This is a genomic window from Conyzicola nivalis, assembly GCF_040548875.1.
In the GTDB taxonomy this organism is placed as follows: domain Bacteria; phylum Actinomycetota; class Actinomycetes; order Actinomycetales; family Microbacteriaceae; genus Conyzicola; species Conyzicola nivalis_A.
In genome coordinates this window covers 299,027-312,558 of sequence record NZ_JBEPSJ010000005.1, presented here as the reverse complement: position 1 = coordinate 312,558, position 13,532 = coordinate 299,027, and the positions used below count along the sequence as shown (strand labels likewise).

The following is a 13,532-nucleotide window of genomic DNA, read 5'->3' as shown; positions in this document are numbered from 1 at the left end:
ACCACTTGAACCTACAGGGCAGGTGTTTGCTCGTATGTGTGCCCCGCCGAGGCGTGCCGAATGACTCGGTTTGGCATTTGGGCGCGAGACACGTATGCTTTTCCCTCGGTAGCTATGACGTTTTGTTTGACGCATGGCCCCATCGTTTAGTGGCCTAGGACGGCGCCCTTTCACGGCGTTAACACGGGTTCGAATCCCGTTGGGGTCACAAACACAAAATTAAATAGCATGGCCCTGTAGCGCAGTTGGTTAGCGCGCCGCCCTGTCACGGCGGAGGTCGCCGGTTCAAGTCCGGTCAGGGTCGCAAGTGAGAACAGCCTCTTCGAAAGGAGGGGCTTTTCTTCTTATGGGGGGTTCGCCCCTCATGGCCCTGTAGCTCAGTTGGTAGAGCGCACGACTGAAAATCGTGAGGTCACCGGATCGACGCCGGTCGGGGCCACCACTTCGCGTCACGCTCATCCCCCGCTTCCGGCGGGGGTTTTTGCGTTGCTGGCGCGGCGGCGGCTGGAGCGGCGGCCGCCACGGCGGCGCCTGTCGCGCGGCGCCTTCTGCGCCCTTCCGGGACGACTGCGCGGCGGCGCCCATGCGCCGATGTCCCAGGGCTGCGCAGACGCCCGCAGAGGCGACGCGTGCGGTCGTGGACGCGGGCGTGGGCGCCAGTCCGGGACGCGCGCTACAGCTCGAGGTGGAGCGGACGTTCCGGGATGGCGCAGAAGCCGCGTGGTGCGGCTGCGCCGAGCCCGCTACGGCTGGATGGTCAGCGAGGCGATGCGCCCGCCGGAGACGAAGAACTGGAAGCGCAGGTCGGCGGTCCCGCCGGGGAAGTTGCCCTCGAGGTGGTTCGTCACGGTGTAGCGCGCGTCGTCGTGCTTCTCGGTCTTCACGGTCGTCGACGTGAAGGTGAACTCGCTCGCCTCGCGCGACAGCCAGCCGAGGATCGCGTCACGCCCGGCGAACGACTTGCCGTCGTCGACGACGGTCGCGTCGTCGGCGAAGTGGGCGAGCGTCGCGGCGTGGTCGGTTCCGACCTGGTCGGCGAGGAAACCGCTGACCGCGGCGGGCAACACCACGGGAGGCGCGGTCGCAGGCGCGGCGGGCGCGGCCGGCAGCAGGCCGAGCGCGGCCTTGATGAGGTCGGCACCCTCGGGCTGGGCCCCCGCCGCCGCGAGGTTGGCGTCGGTCACAGCACGCAGCACTTCCTCGCGCTGGATGGTGATGCCCCGGGGCGCGTCGATTCCGATCCGCACTCCATCGCCCCGTGAGTCGAGGATGGTGACGACGATGTTGTCACCGATGAGAATGCGTTCTCCCGGCTTGCGAGTTAGAACGAGCATTTCTTGAGCCTACCAACCGCTTTCGAGCCAGCCGACGGGCAGCCCCAATTGCGACACGGAATGTGGCGACCCGGTCTCGTCGGGAGACCAGCTCATGACCGCGGCGACCGGCACGACGGCCGACACGGCCGTCACCCAGCGCGCCGTGTCGTCGGGTTTGCGGCCGGCGTCGACCGCCACCCAGAACTGGTCGGCGTGCAGGTTCTCGAGCTGGATCGCCGACTCGGAGGTCGGGCCGCCGCGCGGCAGTCCGAAGGCGACGACGACGGCTCGCTCTCGCCGCACTCCCTCGGCGCGCGATGCGATGGCCTCGCGCCGATCGTCGACGCGCACGAGCCCCGCCCGGTCGACGGTTCCCGCGATGCGGAGAATGGATGCGCCGGAGCCGTTCGCGATCGCCGTCGCCACCGCGAGGGGATCGTCGCCCAGCCCGATGACCACGACGAGGTCTCCCGCGCCGCGCAACGGCGCCGGGCCGGCCGGAACCGGTGGACGGATCGCCGGCGTGGCGACCGCGGTGTTGAGGGTCAGGTCGGCGAGGATCGCGGCGAAGTCGACGGTCGCGGTCGACGGCGCCCAGTGCGCGTCGGCGAGCTCGTCGACGGTCGTGCCGGTGCGCGCTCCCGCAGGGGCTCCAGGCGTCGGCGGCGTCCGCAGGGCCGAGAGGTCCCCGGCGGAAGCGGGCTGGACGCCCGTCGGCGTCATCCGCGCGGGCGGGAGGTCGCCGACGGGCACGGGCTGGCTGAGCGTCGGCACCATACGCGCGGCCGTGAGGTCTCCGACGGGTACGGGCCGGCCGACCGCGCCTGCCTGCCGCGCGGCGGGCAGCTCGTCGACGGCGTCGCCGTAGTCGGCGCTGTCGAGCAGCGCGGCGATGCCCGCGCGGGCGGGGAGGTCGAAGGAGTGGGCGTCGTTCGGGGTGCCGTCGGTGACCTCGACCGTCGCCTGGAATTTGCGTCTGGCGAAGAAGCCCTGGACTCCCCCGGTGGTGACGACGGTCGTCGCTACGACGGCGGCATCCGCCCCGTACTGGTCGAGGATGCGCGCGTTGAGCTCGTCGACCGAGTCGGCCTCAACGTGATATCGACTCGGTGACACGCACGACTCCTACTGTCTCGATGTTGACGTTGGCCGACGTGACCTCCTGGTACGACAGCACGGGGAGCCCGCCCGACTGCGCGGAGACCAGACGCCGGATCGCGGGGCGCAGCGCTGGAGCGCACACCAGCACGGCCGACTGGCCGGCGGCCTCGAGCCTCGCGACGGATTCACGCAGCGAGTCGAGCACCGACTCGAGGGTCTGCTGAGCGAGCAGGATCTGCGTGCCCTGGTCGGAGGGACGCAGCCCCTCGAGCATCGACTGCTCGAGCAACGGGTCGATCATGATGACCCGCAGCGACTGGCCCTCGATGTAGCTGGTGAGCAGCGCGGGGCCGAGGGCGAGGCGCGCGGCCTCGATGAGACCCTCGGGGTCGGTCGACACCTTCGCGCGCAGGGAGAGCGACTCGTAGATGCGCGGCAGGTCGTTGATGGGGATCTGCTCGATCAGCAGGCCCTGCAGCACCCGCTGCACCTCGGCGAGGCTCAGCATCGCGGGAACGAGCTCGTCGACCGCGGCCGGGTTGACTTGCTTGACGCCCTCGGTGAGCACGCGCACGTCTTCGCGGGTGAGCAGTCGGGCGGCGTTCGCGCTGATGATCGACGAGAGGTGGGTGACCACGACCGATACGCGGTCGATGACGGTCGCGCCCAGCATCTCGGCGCTGTGCCGCATCTCGCTCGGCACCCACTTGCCGCCGAGGCCGAACACGGGATCGACGGTGCTCTGCCCGGGCAGGCTGTCGAGGTTGTCGCCGAGGGCGAGCACCTTGCCCTGCGGGGCCACGCCCCGGCCGGCCTCCACGCCGGCGATGCGGATGACGTAGGTGGAGCTCGGCAGTTCGACGCTGTCGCGCGTGCGCACCGGTGGGACCACGACGCCGAGGTCCATGGCGATCTTGCGGCGCAGCGCACGCACCCTGGCGAGCAGGTCGTCGGAAGCGTCTGAGACGATGTCGACGAGGTCGGAGGCGAGCAGGATCTCGAGGGCGTGCACGCGCATCTGCTCGATGAGGCCCTCGGTGGTGATCGGCGCGGTGACGTTGGACGTGTCGACCTCGGCATCCTCGAGCTCTTTGAGGTCGGCGGCGTTGTTGACCTTCACCCGGTAGGCGATGAAGAAGAGCGCGGCGCCGACGAGCACGAAGGGGATGAGCGGCATGCCCGGGATGAAGGCCATGCCGACCGCGGCGGTTCCGGCGATCATCAGCGCGTTGCGCGACTGGGTGAGCTGCGTCGACGCCGAGGTTCCGAGGTCGGCCTCGGCATTCGAGCGGGTCACGATGATGCCGGTCGCGACGGCCATCAGCAGCGCGGGGATCTGGGTGACGAGTCCGTCGCCGATCGTGAGAAGCGCGTAGGTGTTGAGCGCGTCGCCGATCTCCATACCGCGCTGGAGCATGCCGATGGCGATGCCGCCGACGAGGTTGATGATGATGATGATGATGCCGGCGATCGCGTCGCCCTTGACGAACTTCGACGCGCCGTCCATGGCGCCGTAGAAGTCGGCCTCGGCGGATACTTCGGCGCGACGCGCACGTGCCTGGTCGTCGGTGATGAGCCCCGCGTTGAGGTCGGCGTCGATGGCCATCTGCTTGCCGGGCATGGCGTCGAGGGTGAACCGCGCCCCGACCTCCGCGACACGCTCGGCGCCCTTGGTGACCACGACGAACTGGATGACGACGAGGATGAGGAAGATGACGGCGCCGATGATGATCGATCCGCCGACGGCGACGTGCCCGAAGGCCTCGATCACCTGGCCGGCATAGCCCTCGCCGAGCACGAGCCGGGTGGATGCCACATTGAGGCCCAGTCGGAACAGCGTCGCCACGAGCAGCAGCGACGGGAAGACGGAGAAGTCGAGGGGCTTCTTCACGAACATCGCGGTGAGCAGGGTCACGAGCGACAGCATGATGCTGATGATGAGCAGGAAGTCGAGCAGGCCGGCGGGCACGGGCACGACGAGCAGCAGCACGATGCCGACGACGCCGACGGGAACGGCGAGCTTCGAGAGGTTGCGGTTCACGTCAGTGACCTCCTGTTGTCAGTTGCGGGGCTTCGATGGGCGACGGCTCGCTCATGGTGTGGACTCCTTGAGCGGCCCCACGCGCCTTGAGGGCCATCACGAACGCGAGGACGCGGGCGACGGCGGTGTACAGCTCGACGGGGATCTCCTCGCCCAGCTCGCAGGCCTTGTGCAGCGCGCGGGTGAGCGGGATGTCACGCACGAGGGGGACGTTGTCTTTCTCGGCCTGCTCGCGGATGCGCGCGGCCACTTCGCCCGCGCCCTTCGCGACGACGCGGGGAGCAGACTTTCCGGGCTCGTACTTCAGTGCGACGGCGAAGTGCGTGGGGTTGACCATCACGACGTCGGCGTCGACGATCGCGGTCATCATGCGGTTGCGGCTCATGGCGAGCTGGCGTGAGCGACGCTGCTGCTTGATCAGCGGGTCGCCCTCCGAGCTCTTGTTCTCGTCTTTGACCTCTTTTTTGGACATCCGGGTCTTCTTGCGGTTGCGGCGCATCACCACGAACACGTCGGCGAACGCGAGGATGAGGCCGGCGACGACGGCGAACTGGACGAGAGCCGCGGCCCCGCCGGTCGCGGCGCCGATCAGCTCGGAGATGGGCAGCCCGCCCGCCGTCATCAGCACCGGCAGCAGGCCCTGGATCACGAAGTAGAGCACGACGCCGACGACGAAGGTCTTGAGCAGGGCCTTCACGCCGTTCCAGATCGCCTGTCCGCCGAAGGTGCGCCCGACGCCCTTGACCAGGTCGAACTGCTCGTACTTGCCGGTGAACTTCTTGAAGTGGATGCCGCCCTGCAGGGCCGCGGCGGCGAGGATCGCGATGGTGACGACGACGAGCATCGGGGTGAGCAGGCCGAGGATCGACCCCATGCCGGCGTCGAGCGCGGCGACGGTCCCCTCGGATGTCGGGTTGAGCACGATGCTGCGCACGGTGAAGAGCTGGTCGACGCCGAGATCGGTGGCCGACGCGATCGTGACCGGCATCATGACGGCGACGGCGCCCACTCCCACCCACGCGGTGAGGTCTTGCGAGCGGGAGAGCTGCCCCTTCTCGCGCACCTCCTTCATGCGTTTGTCGGTGGCTTGCTCTGTCTTCTCTCCGGAGTCGTCGGCCATCTAGCCCACCCCCGCCATGTCGCCGACGGCGGTGCGGGTGATCGAGTTGACGATCTCGGGCAGGGCCACGAAGAGCAGCGGCACGAGCAGCAGGGTGAGCAGGATCTTCACCGGGAAGCCGAGCGCGAACGCGTTCAGCGCCGGGGCTACTCGGGTGATCAGACCGAGGCCGGCATCCGCGAGAAAGAGGACCACGATCAGCGGCCCGGCGATCTGCAGGGCCGACAGCAGCATCTGGCCGGTCGCGGCGGTGATGGCCTCGAGCGGCACCGCGAGGTCGACCCCGCCGCCGATCGGGATCGCGCCGAAGGTGTTCGCGAGCCCCGTGATGATGAGCTGGTAGCCGCCCGAGGCGAAGAGCAGGGCCAGGGCGGTCATCTGGAAGAGCCGCGTGAACTGGGCGCCGTTGATCTGCAGCTGCGGGTCGAAGCCCTGGGCGAGCGTGAAGCCGCCGAACAGGTCGATCAGGGCGCCGGCCGACTGGATGGCGGAGAAGACCAGCATCACGAGGAAGCCGAGCACCGCGCCGACGACGAACTCGAGCACGAGGGAGACGATGAAACCGCCGGTGTCGGGCGAGACGTAGCCGGTGGTGACCCGGGGGGCCACGGCCAGCGCGAGTCCGAGCGCGAGCATGCCCTTGATCCGCAGCGGGAACGCGTTGGTCGAGAACGGCGGTGCGATGACGATGAATGCGATCATCCGCACTCCCGCCAGCATGACCGCTTCGATCCACTCGAAGTCGAGGGTGAGCTCCACGTCAGCCCCCGCTCAGCAGTCCGGGGATGCGGGAGAACAGCTCGGTGGTGAAGGTGACCATCTCGGAGATCATCCAGTGACCGGAGACGAGCAGCGCTATGGCGACGGCGACCAGCTTGGGCACGAAGGAGAGCGTGACCTCCTGGATCTGCGTGATCGACTGCAGCAGTGAGACCGCGAAGCCGACGACGAGGGCGACGATGAGGATCGGCGCACAGAGCTTCGCGCCGATGACGCAGGCCTGCAGGCCGATGTCGAGTACCGCGTTCGGGTCCATCAGCCACCGCCCTGGTAGCTGGAGACGAGCGATGTGATCACGAGCGCCCACCCGTCGACGAGCACGAACAGCAGGATCTTGAACGGCAGGGAGATCATGACGGGCGGCAGCATCATCATGCCCATCGACATCAGCGCCGAGGAGACGACGAGGTCGATCACGAGGAACGGCACGAAGATGACGAATCCGATGATGAACGCGGCGCGCAGCTCGGAGATCATGAACGACGGGATGAGTGTCAGCATCGGCACGTCGTCTGGGCTGTCGGGGTTCTCGGCGCCGGAGACGCGGGTGAGAAGGGCGAGGTCTTCTTCACGCGTGTTGGCGAGCATGAACACGCGAAGAGGGGCGGATGCGGCGTCGATGGCCTGGGTGACGGTCATCGTGCCGTCGAGATACGGCTGCACGGCGAGCTCGTTGATGTCGCCGATGACCGGAGCCATGATGAAGAGCGAGAGGAAGAGCGCGAGGCCGGCGAGCACCTGGTTCGGGGGGATCGACGGGAGGCCGAGCGCGTTGCGCACCATCGCGAGCACAACGAAGATCTTGGTGAACGACGTCATCATGAGCAGCAGCGCGGGCGCGACTGACAGCAGCGTGATGCCGACGAGGGTGACTATCGCCGACGACGGCGCGCCGTTCGGGCCGTTGATCTCGATGTTGAGGCCGTCGCCTCCCGGAGCGAGCGGGTCGACCGGCGGGGTCGGGTCGACGACGGCGTGCGCCTCGAGCGGGCCGAGCAGCACGACGGCGGCGGCGATGACGAGCACGATCAGGGTGGCGACGGCGAGCCGCAGTCCGCGGCCGGGGCGGTAGGAGGCGTTCACCGGTTTCTACCGAGCACGGCCGCCGCCTGCCGCCAGGTGGACGGCGAGAGGATCGAGCCGCCGAGGGCTCCGGGCAGGCGCGAGCCGGGCGCGACGAGGCCGGTCTCGGTCGGTGCGGCGGCCGTGCGGGCTGCCACCGCGACGGGGCGGGGCGCGGGCGTCTCGCTGGTGTCCGCGTCGGTCTCGGTGTCGGTCTCGGTCTCGGCGGGCGTCGTCTCGGCGAGCACGTCGGCGAACGCCGCGGCGGGCGCGACCCCGCCGTGGATGACGGTGATCGAGTGCTCGGTGACACCGAGGATGAAGCGCTTGCCGTCGGCGTCGACGACGACGACGGAGGCCTTCTGGCCGACGGCCTGCTTGCCGAGCACGGTGATCGGGGTGGCGGCGAGGCGGGCCTTGCCTCCACGGGTGAGGCGGCGGTGGATGTACCAGATCAGTCCGAAGACGACGGCGAGCGACAGCGCAACGCGCAGCGCTACGACCAGGGACTCCATTTAGGCGAGGCTCTCGATCACGTCGAGGATCTTGGTGATGCGCACCGCGTAGTCCTGATCGATGACGACGATCTCGCCGTGGGCGATGAGTCGTCCGTTGAGAAGCACGTCGGCGGGGGCTCCGGCCGAGCGGTCGAGCTCGAGCACGGCGCCCGGCTCGAGGCCGAGAACGTCGCGCACCGAGATGCGGGTGCGGCCGATCTCGACGGTGAGCGACATCTCCACGTTGTTGATCCGGCCGAGCTTGCCGACGATCTCCTCGTTCTCGAGGCGGCGCCCGCCGGTGAGGATGCCGCTCGTGCGGATGCGCACGGCGAACCAGCCGGATGCGACGCCGCCGCCCGTCAGCGCGAACACCGTGGTCTCGGGGTCGGCGAACAGGGCGCTCGCGTCGTCGACGCGCGCTTCGCCGAGGACGCCGGTGCCGAGCTGGCCGGTGGCCGCTTCGAAGGAGGGGCGCAGGATGTCGGCGATCGATACCGCCGCTCCGTCGGGCGACGCCGCGGAGACGAGCGCCTCGGCGTCGAGCAGCACGAGGGCGATGTCGGCGGAGACCTCCCCGACGTAGGCCGCGACGACGGCAGACGACTTGAGCCCGTGCGGAGCGTCGGCGGCGTCGGCGAGCGTCGCGCTGAGTGCGACGGTCGTCGGCAGCAGGCGGGTGAGCGCCTCGGCCGCCGCCGTCGCCTCGTTGATCGTGGTGGTCAAAGCTGTGGGGTTCACTTGTTCTCCTCGGCGCTGGTGGTACTGACGATGACGCAGGCCAGGCGCGCGCCGTTGGCGCCGACTGCTCCGCGGGCCAGGACCTGGCCGTCGACGGCTATTTCAAAGGGACGGTGTTCGGGATGCGGGATCGACAGCAGGTCGCCGACAGCGAGACCGAGGATCCTCCCCGGGGTGATCTGCGCCGGCGTCAGGCGCAGGGCCAGGTCGACCGGGACGCTGCCGAGCTGGGCGGCGATGAGGTCTTTCGCGTCGGCGGCCGGGCTCGTCGGGTTCGCCTCGCCGAGCTGGGGGAGGAGGACCTCGGCGGGGATCGCGAGCGTCGCCGTCGTCGTGGTGTCTCCGACGCGCACGGTGAAGGTGGCGACGATCATCAGGTCGGCGGTAGCCGCAGCCTGGGCGAACTGCGAGTTGTACTGGATGCCGTCGACCGCGATCGGGGTGACGATCAGCGGCCCGAACGAGTAGAGCAGGTCTTCGAGCGCGTCGTCGAAGAGCTTGCGCAGCAGGGCGAGCTCGATCTGGGTGAACTTGCGTTCGTCGACCAGTCGCGGGCGCGTGCCGCCGAGCATGTAGGTGACCCAGCCGAGCGCGGCGGCGGCGGGCAGCTGCAGCACTGCCTTCGCGTCGCTCGAACCCAGGGTGCAGAGCACCATCGCGGTCATGGGGGGAAGCGCCGACGCGTACTCGTCGTAAGTCTGCATGATCACCTGCTCGCACGTGACCTGCGAGACGACGCGCACACTGGCGGTGAGCTGGGTGCCCCACTGGCGGGCGAAGGTCTCGAACGCGAGCTCGAGCACGCGTGAGTGTTCGCGGGCGAGGGTGGTCGGTCGCCTGAAGTCGTAGAGCTCTACGAGCGGGGCGGGCTTCGCGGGCACGCCGACGGCTATGTGTTCCTGGACAGTCACGAAAGCAACTATCGGCCGGTCTAGCCCTTCGGTAAGGAGGCGGGCGAGGCGTTCACGTATTGCTCCAGCACGCTCGGGATCAGGGCGCGCACCGACTCGGGCTGATCCGAGATGACGACGATGTCGACGCGCCGGTTCGCGGCCATCGCCGCCTCGGTGTCGCCGGTCTGCATCGGCCGCGCCGAACCGAAGCCGACGGCTCCGATCCTCTCCTGGCCGACGCCGCCGGACTCGACCAGTCGGCGCAGCACCTGCGTCGCCCGGCCCGACGACAGCTCCCAGTTCGTCGCGAACGGCGCGCCGGGCGCGCGGCTGTCGGCGTGGCCCTCGACCGCGATCTCGTAGCTGGTGACGGCGAGCACGGGCGAGACGGCATCCAGCACCGCCGGGGCGACGCCCGCGAGGGCGACGCTGTTGGAGCCGAAGAACGTCTCGGAGCCGACGAGACGGATCGTCAGCCCGCGCTCGTCGATCTTGAACTCGACCGTGTGCTCGAGGCCGTTGTTCGCGAGGTTCACGCGCATCTGCTCTTTGAGGGCCTCGAGCTTGTCGACCTCGGCCTTCGCCAGCTCCATCGGGGTGAGCGGGATCTCGACGGGCTCGCCCTCCTCGCCGACGCGGTCGGCCGGCACGACGATGCCTTCAGCGGTATCGATCGACCCGACCTCCGATGCACCGAAACCGGTGGCGAGCGAGTTCTTGAGCTTCTCGAACTTGTCGGCGTCGACGCTCGACATGGCGAACAGCACGATGAACATGCACATGAGCACGGTGACCATGTCCATGTAGGAGGCCATCCATCGCTCGTCGACGTGCTCGACGTGCTCCTCCTGGAGTCCGCCGCGCTTGCGCGGCGTGCTCATGCTGCTTTGGCGAGCTGGTCGGCGGGCACCATGGCGCGCAGTCGCTCGCCGAGCAGTCGCGGCTGGCTGCCGGCCTGGATGGCGAGCACGCCCTCCATGGTCAGTGTCATGCGCTCGACGTCGAGGTCGGAGAGGCGACGGAGGCGGGCGCCGATCGGCAGCCAGATGAAGTTGGCCGAGAGCAGCCCCCACAGCGTGGCGACGAAGGCGGCGGCGATCATGTGCCCGAGCTCCTCGGGAACAGAGAGGTTCTCGAGCACGTGGGTGAGCGACACGACGGTGCCGATGATGCCGACCGTCGGCGCGTAGCCGCCCATGGTCGTGAAGAACTTGGAGGCGTTGCGCTGTGACTTCGCCTTTGTGGCGAGCTCGTCTTCGAGCAGGATGCGCAGCTCCTCGCCGTCGGTGCCGTCGGCCACGTTCTGCAGCGCGCCCTTGAGGAACGGGTCGTCGACGCCTTCCGCCTCCTGCTCGAGCGACAACAGCCCGTCGCTTCTGGCCTTCTCGGCGAGCGTCACGAGCTGGTCGATGGTGACCTGCGGCTTGGAGGTCTTGCCGATGAACGCGCTCGGAAGGGCCTTGAACGCCGAGATCGCGTCCTTTATGGTGCCGCCGGCGATGCCGACCGCGATCGTCGCTCCGAAGACGAGCACCATCGGTGCGGGCAGCAGCACCGACGAGACGTTCGCCCCCTCGAGGGTGATCATCGCCAGGAGCGAGCCGAAGGCTACGACGAGCCCGATTATGGTTGCGGGATCCATTACAGCTTCCTCGGGCCTATCGAGGTCACACCGTTGTCCTCGTCGTTGACAGTGTCTTGGGTTGAGTGGGTGTCGATCGGGCTGACGAGCCCGAGCGGACGGCCGCCGACCGACGGCACCGACTGCGAGATCTCGTGGGTCAGCGCGATCACTCTCGCGCGGTAGTGCGCGATCTTGTCGATGACCTCCGTCATCGACTCGGTGATGATGTACTTCGCGCCGTCGACCATGACCAGCGTCGTGTCGGGGTTCGCATGGATGCGCTCGATGAGATCCGGATTGATCGCAAACTGGCTGTTATTAAGCCGCGTCACAACAATCATGGAATCCATCCCCGGTAGAGGCGACCCTTCCTGGGTCGCTTAAACAGCACTATCGGCCGCCGTCCGCCCGGTGTTAGGCAAATCGCCGACCGAAGCCCCGACGACGCCAGGCCGCGACCAGCGGGGCAAACTTTCGACGCTCGCGGTGGTCCCCGACGTCGATTCTTTGCCCCGCAGCATCCGCCCCGTTCTGTTAAAGAGCAGAGGGGCAAGCAATCGACCTCCACCCACCGGGTAAAGGTCGAAAGCTTGCCCCTCTGGTCGAGGCGGCCTACTAGCGCTTGAGGTTCGTGAGCTCCTGCAGCACCTCGTCTGACGTGGTGATGATGCGGGCGTTGGCCTGGAATCCGCGCTGCGCGACGATCAGGTTGGTGAACTCCTGCGAGAGGTCGACGTTCGACATCTCGAGCGCACCGCTCGAGAGCGAGCCGAGCCCGTCGGCCCCGGGAGCGCCGACCTGCACGTCGCCCGAGTTGAAGGTCGCGCGGTACGACGATCCGCCGGCCTTCTCGAGACCGGCGGGGTTCGCGAAGCTGGCGAGCACGATGCGCCCCAGTGCTTGCGACGCGCCGTTGCTGAACGAGCCGATGATCGTGCCGTCCTTGGCGAGCGTGTACGAGTCGAGCTTGCCGGCCGCGCGGCCGTCCTTCTCGGTGGTCGAGATGCTCGTCAGTTTCGCGAATCCGCTGACCTCGCTGAGGTCGAGGTCGATGCCGTTGACGGTCATCAGGCCGGTCGTCGTCTGGACGCCGTCGGTGAAGGCGAGCTGTGCGGTGACGGGGGTTCCGGGGGTCGCCGAGTCGACGCCCGTCACATCCCAGCCCGCAGCCGTCTTGGTGAAGGTGAGGGTGATGCTACGGGCGGCGCCGTTTGCGTCGAAGACCTCGATGTCGCGGATGAGCGGCTGGCCGCCGACGACGGCGTCAGAGGGCAGGTTGCCGCCCAGGGTCGCCTCCGTCGTCGCGACGCCGGGGGAGATCGCGTTGAGGGGGAGCTGGATGTCTCCGACGAGACCACCATCGGCGACGACGCCGTCGACGGCGCCCCAGCCCTGCACGAGCGAGCCGTCGGGCGTGGTGAGTCGGCCGTCGGGTCCGAAGTCGAAGTTGCCGGCGCGCGTGTACAGCGTCTGGTTGCCCTGGCGGGTGACGAAGAAGCCGTCGCCCGAGATCATCAGGTCGCTCGCCTTTCCGGTCGCCTGCGTCGACCCCTGGGCGAAGTTCGTCGAGATGCCCGCGACGAGCACCCCGAGACCGACCTGAGCGGGGTTCGTTCCGCCGATGCCCTGCTGCGGGCCGCTGGCGCCCTGGGTGAGCTGCGAGAGGGTGTCCTGGAACTGCACCGACGAGCCCTTGAATGCGGTCGTGTTGACGTTGGCGATGTTGTTGCCGGTGACGTCGAGCATGGTCTGGTGCGAGCGAAGACCGGAGATACCTGCGTAGAGAGAGCGAAGCATGATTGAGCCTTTCGTTTGGTGGAGAGAAGTTGTGAGTGCTTAGGAGGTGGGTGGGGTCGTGGGGGCCGCGGCCGGCTTGGCGGCGATCCCGGCGACGAGGTCGAGCGGCACGTCCTTGCCGCCGACCGACACCGTCGGTACGGCGCCGGCAAACGAGACGCTGTCGGCGGTTCCGGTGACCGGCAGCCCGGTCTTGGGGTCGAGGTAGCTGACCTCTTTGCCCACGATCGCGGCGGCGGCGATGCGCATCTGCAGCGAGAAGTTCTCGGTGCTCGTCGCGGTGAGCTCCGTCATCTTCTCCATCATCGCCAGCTGCGTCGTCTGCGAGATCATCTGGTTGGTGTCCATCGGCGAGCTGGGGTCCTGGTTGCGCAGCTGCGAGACGAGGAGCGACATGAACACCTCGGAGTCCATCACCTGCTTGGGCTCGCGGGCCTTCGCCGCTGCGGCGGCTGCGGCTGCGGCGGATGCCGCGGCCGCCTGGTCTGCGACGGTTCCCGTCACGGAGTCGATGCTCATGCGTTGGCGCTCCCTAGTGCTGTGGTCGGTGTGGTGCGGGT

At 68.5% G+C, this 13,532-nt stretch carries 15 protein-coding genes and 3 tRNA genes; 3 read left to right on the top strand and 15 right to left on the bottom strand.

The window, feature by feature from the left end; all coding sequences use genetic code 11:
• Positions 1 to 135 precede the first annotated feature (135 nt).
• The 3 genes from ABIE21_RS17760 (at position 136) to ABIE21_RS17750 (ending at position 442) form a co-directional block, all read left to right on the top strand.
• Positions 136 to 208 (top strand) — tRNA-Glu (locus tag ABIE21_RS17760).
• A 22-nt stretch (positions 209 to 230) separates the two neighbouring features.
• A tRNA-Asp gene (locus tag ABIE21_RS17755) sits at positions 231 to 304 on the top strand.
• Between the two features lie 62 nt (positions 305 to 366).
• Positions 367 to 442, top strand: a tRNA-Phe gene (locus ABIE21_RS17750).
• A gap of 301 nt (positions 443 to 743) precedes the next feature.
• On the opposite strand, the gene ABIE21_RS18360 is transcribed toward ABIE21_RS17750, so the two are convergent.
• The 15 genes from ABIE21_RS18360 to ABIE21_RS17675 all read right to left on the bottom strand — a co-directional run bounded on the left by ABIE21_RS18360 (position 744) and on the right by ABIE21_RS17675 (position 13,491).
• Positions 744 to 1,334 carry a carbon storage regulator gene (locus ABIE21_RS18360; RefSeq protein WP_436232362.1) on the bottom strand — a complete coding sequence of 197 codons (591 nt, stop codon included), beginning with the start codon at positions 1,332 to 1,334 and terminating at the stop codon, positions 744 to 746.
• Between the two features lie 9 nt (positions 1,335 to 1,343).
• Entirely contained in the window at positions 1,344 to 2,432 is a 1,089-nt protein-coding gene (locus ABIE21_RS17740; protein WP_354026180.1) for a hypothetical protein, read from the bottom strand.
• The gene (locus ABIE21_RS17735) at positions 2,407 to 4,458 is read right to left on the bottom strand and encodes a flagellar biosynthesis protein FlhA (protein WP_354026179.1); all 2,052 of its coding nucleotides are present in this window, start codon (positions 4,456 to 4,458) and stop codon (positions 2,407 to 2,409) included. The genes ABIE21_RS17740 and ABIE21_RS17735 overlap by 26 nt, the downstream gene beginning before the upstream one ends.
• A 1-nt stretch (position 4,459) precedes the next feature.
• Entirely contained in the window at positions 4,460 to 5,578 is a 1,119-nt protein-coding gene (locus ABIE21_RS17730) for an EscU/YscU/HrcU family type III secretion system export apparatus switch protein (RefSeq protein ID WP_354026178.1), read from the bottom strand.
• Entirely contained in the window at positions 5,579 to 6,337 is a 759-nt protein-coding gene (locus ABIE21_RS17725; protein ID WP_354026177.1) for a flagellar biosynthetic protein FliR, read from the bottom strand.
• A 1-nt stretch (position 6,338) separates the two neighbouring features.
• Positions 6,339 to 6,614 carry a flagellar biosynthesis protein FliQ gene (fliQ, locus tag ABIE21_RS17720; RefSeq protein WP_354026176.1) on the bottom strand — a complete coding sequence of 92 codons (276 nt, stop codon included), beginning with the start codon at positions 6,612 to 6,614 and terminating at the stop codon, positions 6,339 to 6,341.
• Positions 6,614 to 7,441, bottom strand: a complete 828-nt coding sequence (gene fliP / locus ABIE21_RS17715) for a flagellar type III secretion system pore protein FliP (RefSeq protein WP_436232361.1) — start codon at positions 7,439 to 7,441, stop codon at positions 6,614 to 6,616. Before fliP ends, fliQ begins: the two co-directional genes overlap by 1 nt.
• On the bottom strand, positions 7,438 to 7,935 hold the full coding sequence (gene fliO / locus ABIE21_RS17710) for a flagellar biosynthetic protein FliO (RefSeq protein WP_354026175.1): 498 nt from the start codon (positions 7,933 to 7,935) through the stop codon (positions 7,438 to 7,440). The genes fliP and fliO overlap by 4 nt, the downstream gene beginning before the upstream one ends.
• Positions 7,936 to 8,658, bottom strand: coding sequence for a flagellar motor switch protein FliN (gene fliN, locus ABIE21_RS17705; protein WP_354026174.1), 723 nt, complete (start codon positions 8,656 to 8,658; stop codon positions 7,936 to 7,938).
• Positions 8,655 to 9,569 carry a flagellar motor switch protein FliM gene (locus ABIE21_RS17700; protein ID WP_354026173.1) on the bottom strand — a complete coding sequence of 305 codons (915 nt, stop codon included), beginning with the start codon at positions 9,567 to 9,569 and terminating at the stop codon, positions 8,655 to 8,657. Before ABIE21_RS17700 ends, fliN begins: the two co-directional genes overlap by 4 nt.
• 20 nt (positions 9,570 to 9,589) lie before the next feature.
• Positions 9,590 to 10,432, bottom strand: coding sequence for an OmpA/MotB family protein (locus ABIE21_RS17695; protein WP_354026172.1), 843 nt, complete (start codon positions 10,430 to 10,432; stop codon positions 9,590 to 9,592).
• Positions 10,429 to 11,193 carry a motility protein A gene (locus ABIE21_RS17690; protein WP_354026171.1) on the bottom strand — a complete coding sequence of 255 codons (765 nt, stop codon included), beginning with the start codon at positions 11,191 to 11,193 and terminating at the stop codon, positions 10,429 to 10,431. The genes ABIE21_RS17695 and ABIE21_RS17690 overlap by 4 nt, the downstream gene beginning before the upstream one ends.
• Positions 11,193 to 11,516 carry a flagellar FlbD family protein gene (locus tag ABIE21_RS17685; RefSeq protein ID WP_354026170.1) on the bottom strand — a complete coding sequence of 108 codons (324 nt, stop codon included), beginning with the start codon at positions 11,514 to 11,516 and terminating at the stop codon, positions 11,193 to 11,195. Before ABIE21_RS17685 ends, ABIE21_RS17690 begins: the two co-directional genes overlap by 1 nt.
• Before the next feature lie 274 nt (positions 11,517 to 11,790).
• Entirely contained in the window at positions 11,791 to 12,972 is a 1,182-nt protein-coding gene (locus ABIE21_RS17680) for a flagellar hook protein FlgE (protein WP_354026169.1), read from the bottom strand.
• 39 nt (positions 12,973 to 13,011) lie between these two features.
• Positions 13,012 to 13,491 carry a flagellar hook assembly protein FlgD gene (locus tag ABIE21_RS17675; protein ID WP_354026168.1) on the bottom strand — a complete coding sequence of 160 codons (480 nt, stop codon included), beginning with the start codon at positions 13,489 to 13,491 and terminating at the stop codon, positions 13,012 to 13,014.
• Between the last annotated feature and the right edge of the window lie 41 nt (positions 13,492 to 13,532).

Excerpts from the sequence above, each read along its gene's own strand:
- ABIE21_RS18360 (WP_436232362.1), bottom strand. The coding sequence starts at position 1,334 with ATGCTCGTTCTAACTCGCAAGCCGGGAGAACGCATTCTCATCGGTGAC.
- ABIE21_RS17730 (WP_354026178.1), bottom strand. The coding sequence starts at position 5,578 with ATGGCCGACGACTCCGGAGAGAAGACAGAGCAAGCCACCGACAAACGC.
- fliQ (WP_354026176.1), bottom strand. The coding sequence starts at position 6,614 with ATGGACCCGAACGCGGTACTCGACATCGGCCTGCAGGCCTGCGTCATC.
- fliO (WP_354026175.1), bottom strand. The coding sequence starts at position 7,935 with ATGGAGTCCCTGGTCGTAGCGCTGCGCGTTGCGCTGTCGCTCGCCGTC.
- ABIE21_RS17695 (WP_354026172.1), bottom strand. The coding sequence starts at position 10,432 with ATGAGCACGCCGCGCAAGCGCGGCGGACTCCAGGAGGAGCACGTCGAG.
- ABIE21_RS17690 (WP_354026171.1), bottom strand. The coding sequence starts at position 11,193 with ATGGATCCCGCAACCATAATCGGGCTCGTCGTAGCCTTCGGCTCGCTC.
- ABIE21_RS17685 (WP_354026170.1), bottom strand. The coding sequence starts at position 11,516 with ATGATTGTTGTGACGCGGCTTAATAACAGCCAGTTTGCGATCAATCCG.
- ABIE21_RS17680 (WP_354026169.1), bottom strand. The coding sequence starts at position 12,972 with ATGCTTCGCTCTCTCTACGCAGGTATCTCCGGTCTTCGCTCGCACCAG.
- ABIE21_RS17675 (WP_354026168.1), bottom strand. The coding sequence starts at position 13,491 with ATGAGCATCGACTCCGTGACGGGAACCGTCGCAGACCAGGCGGCCGCG.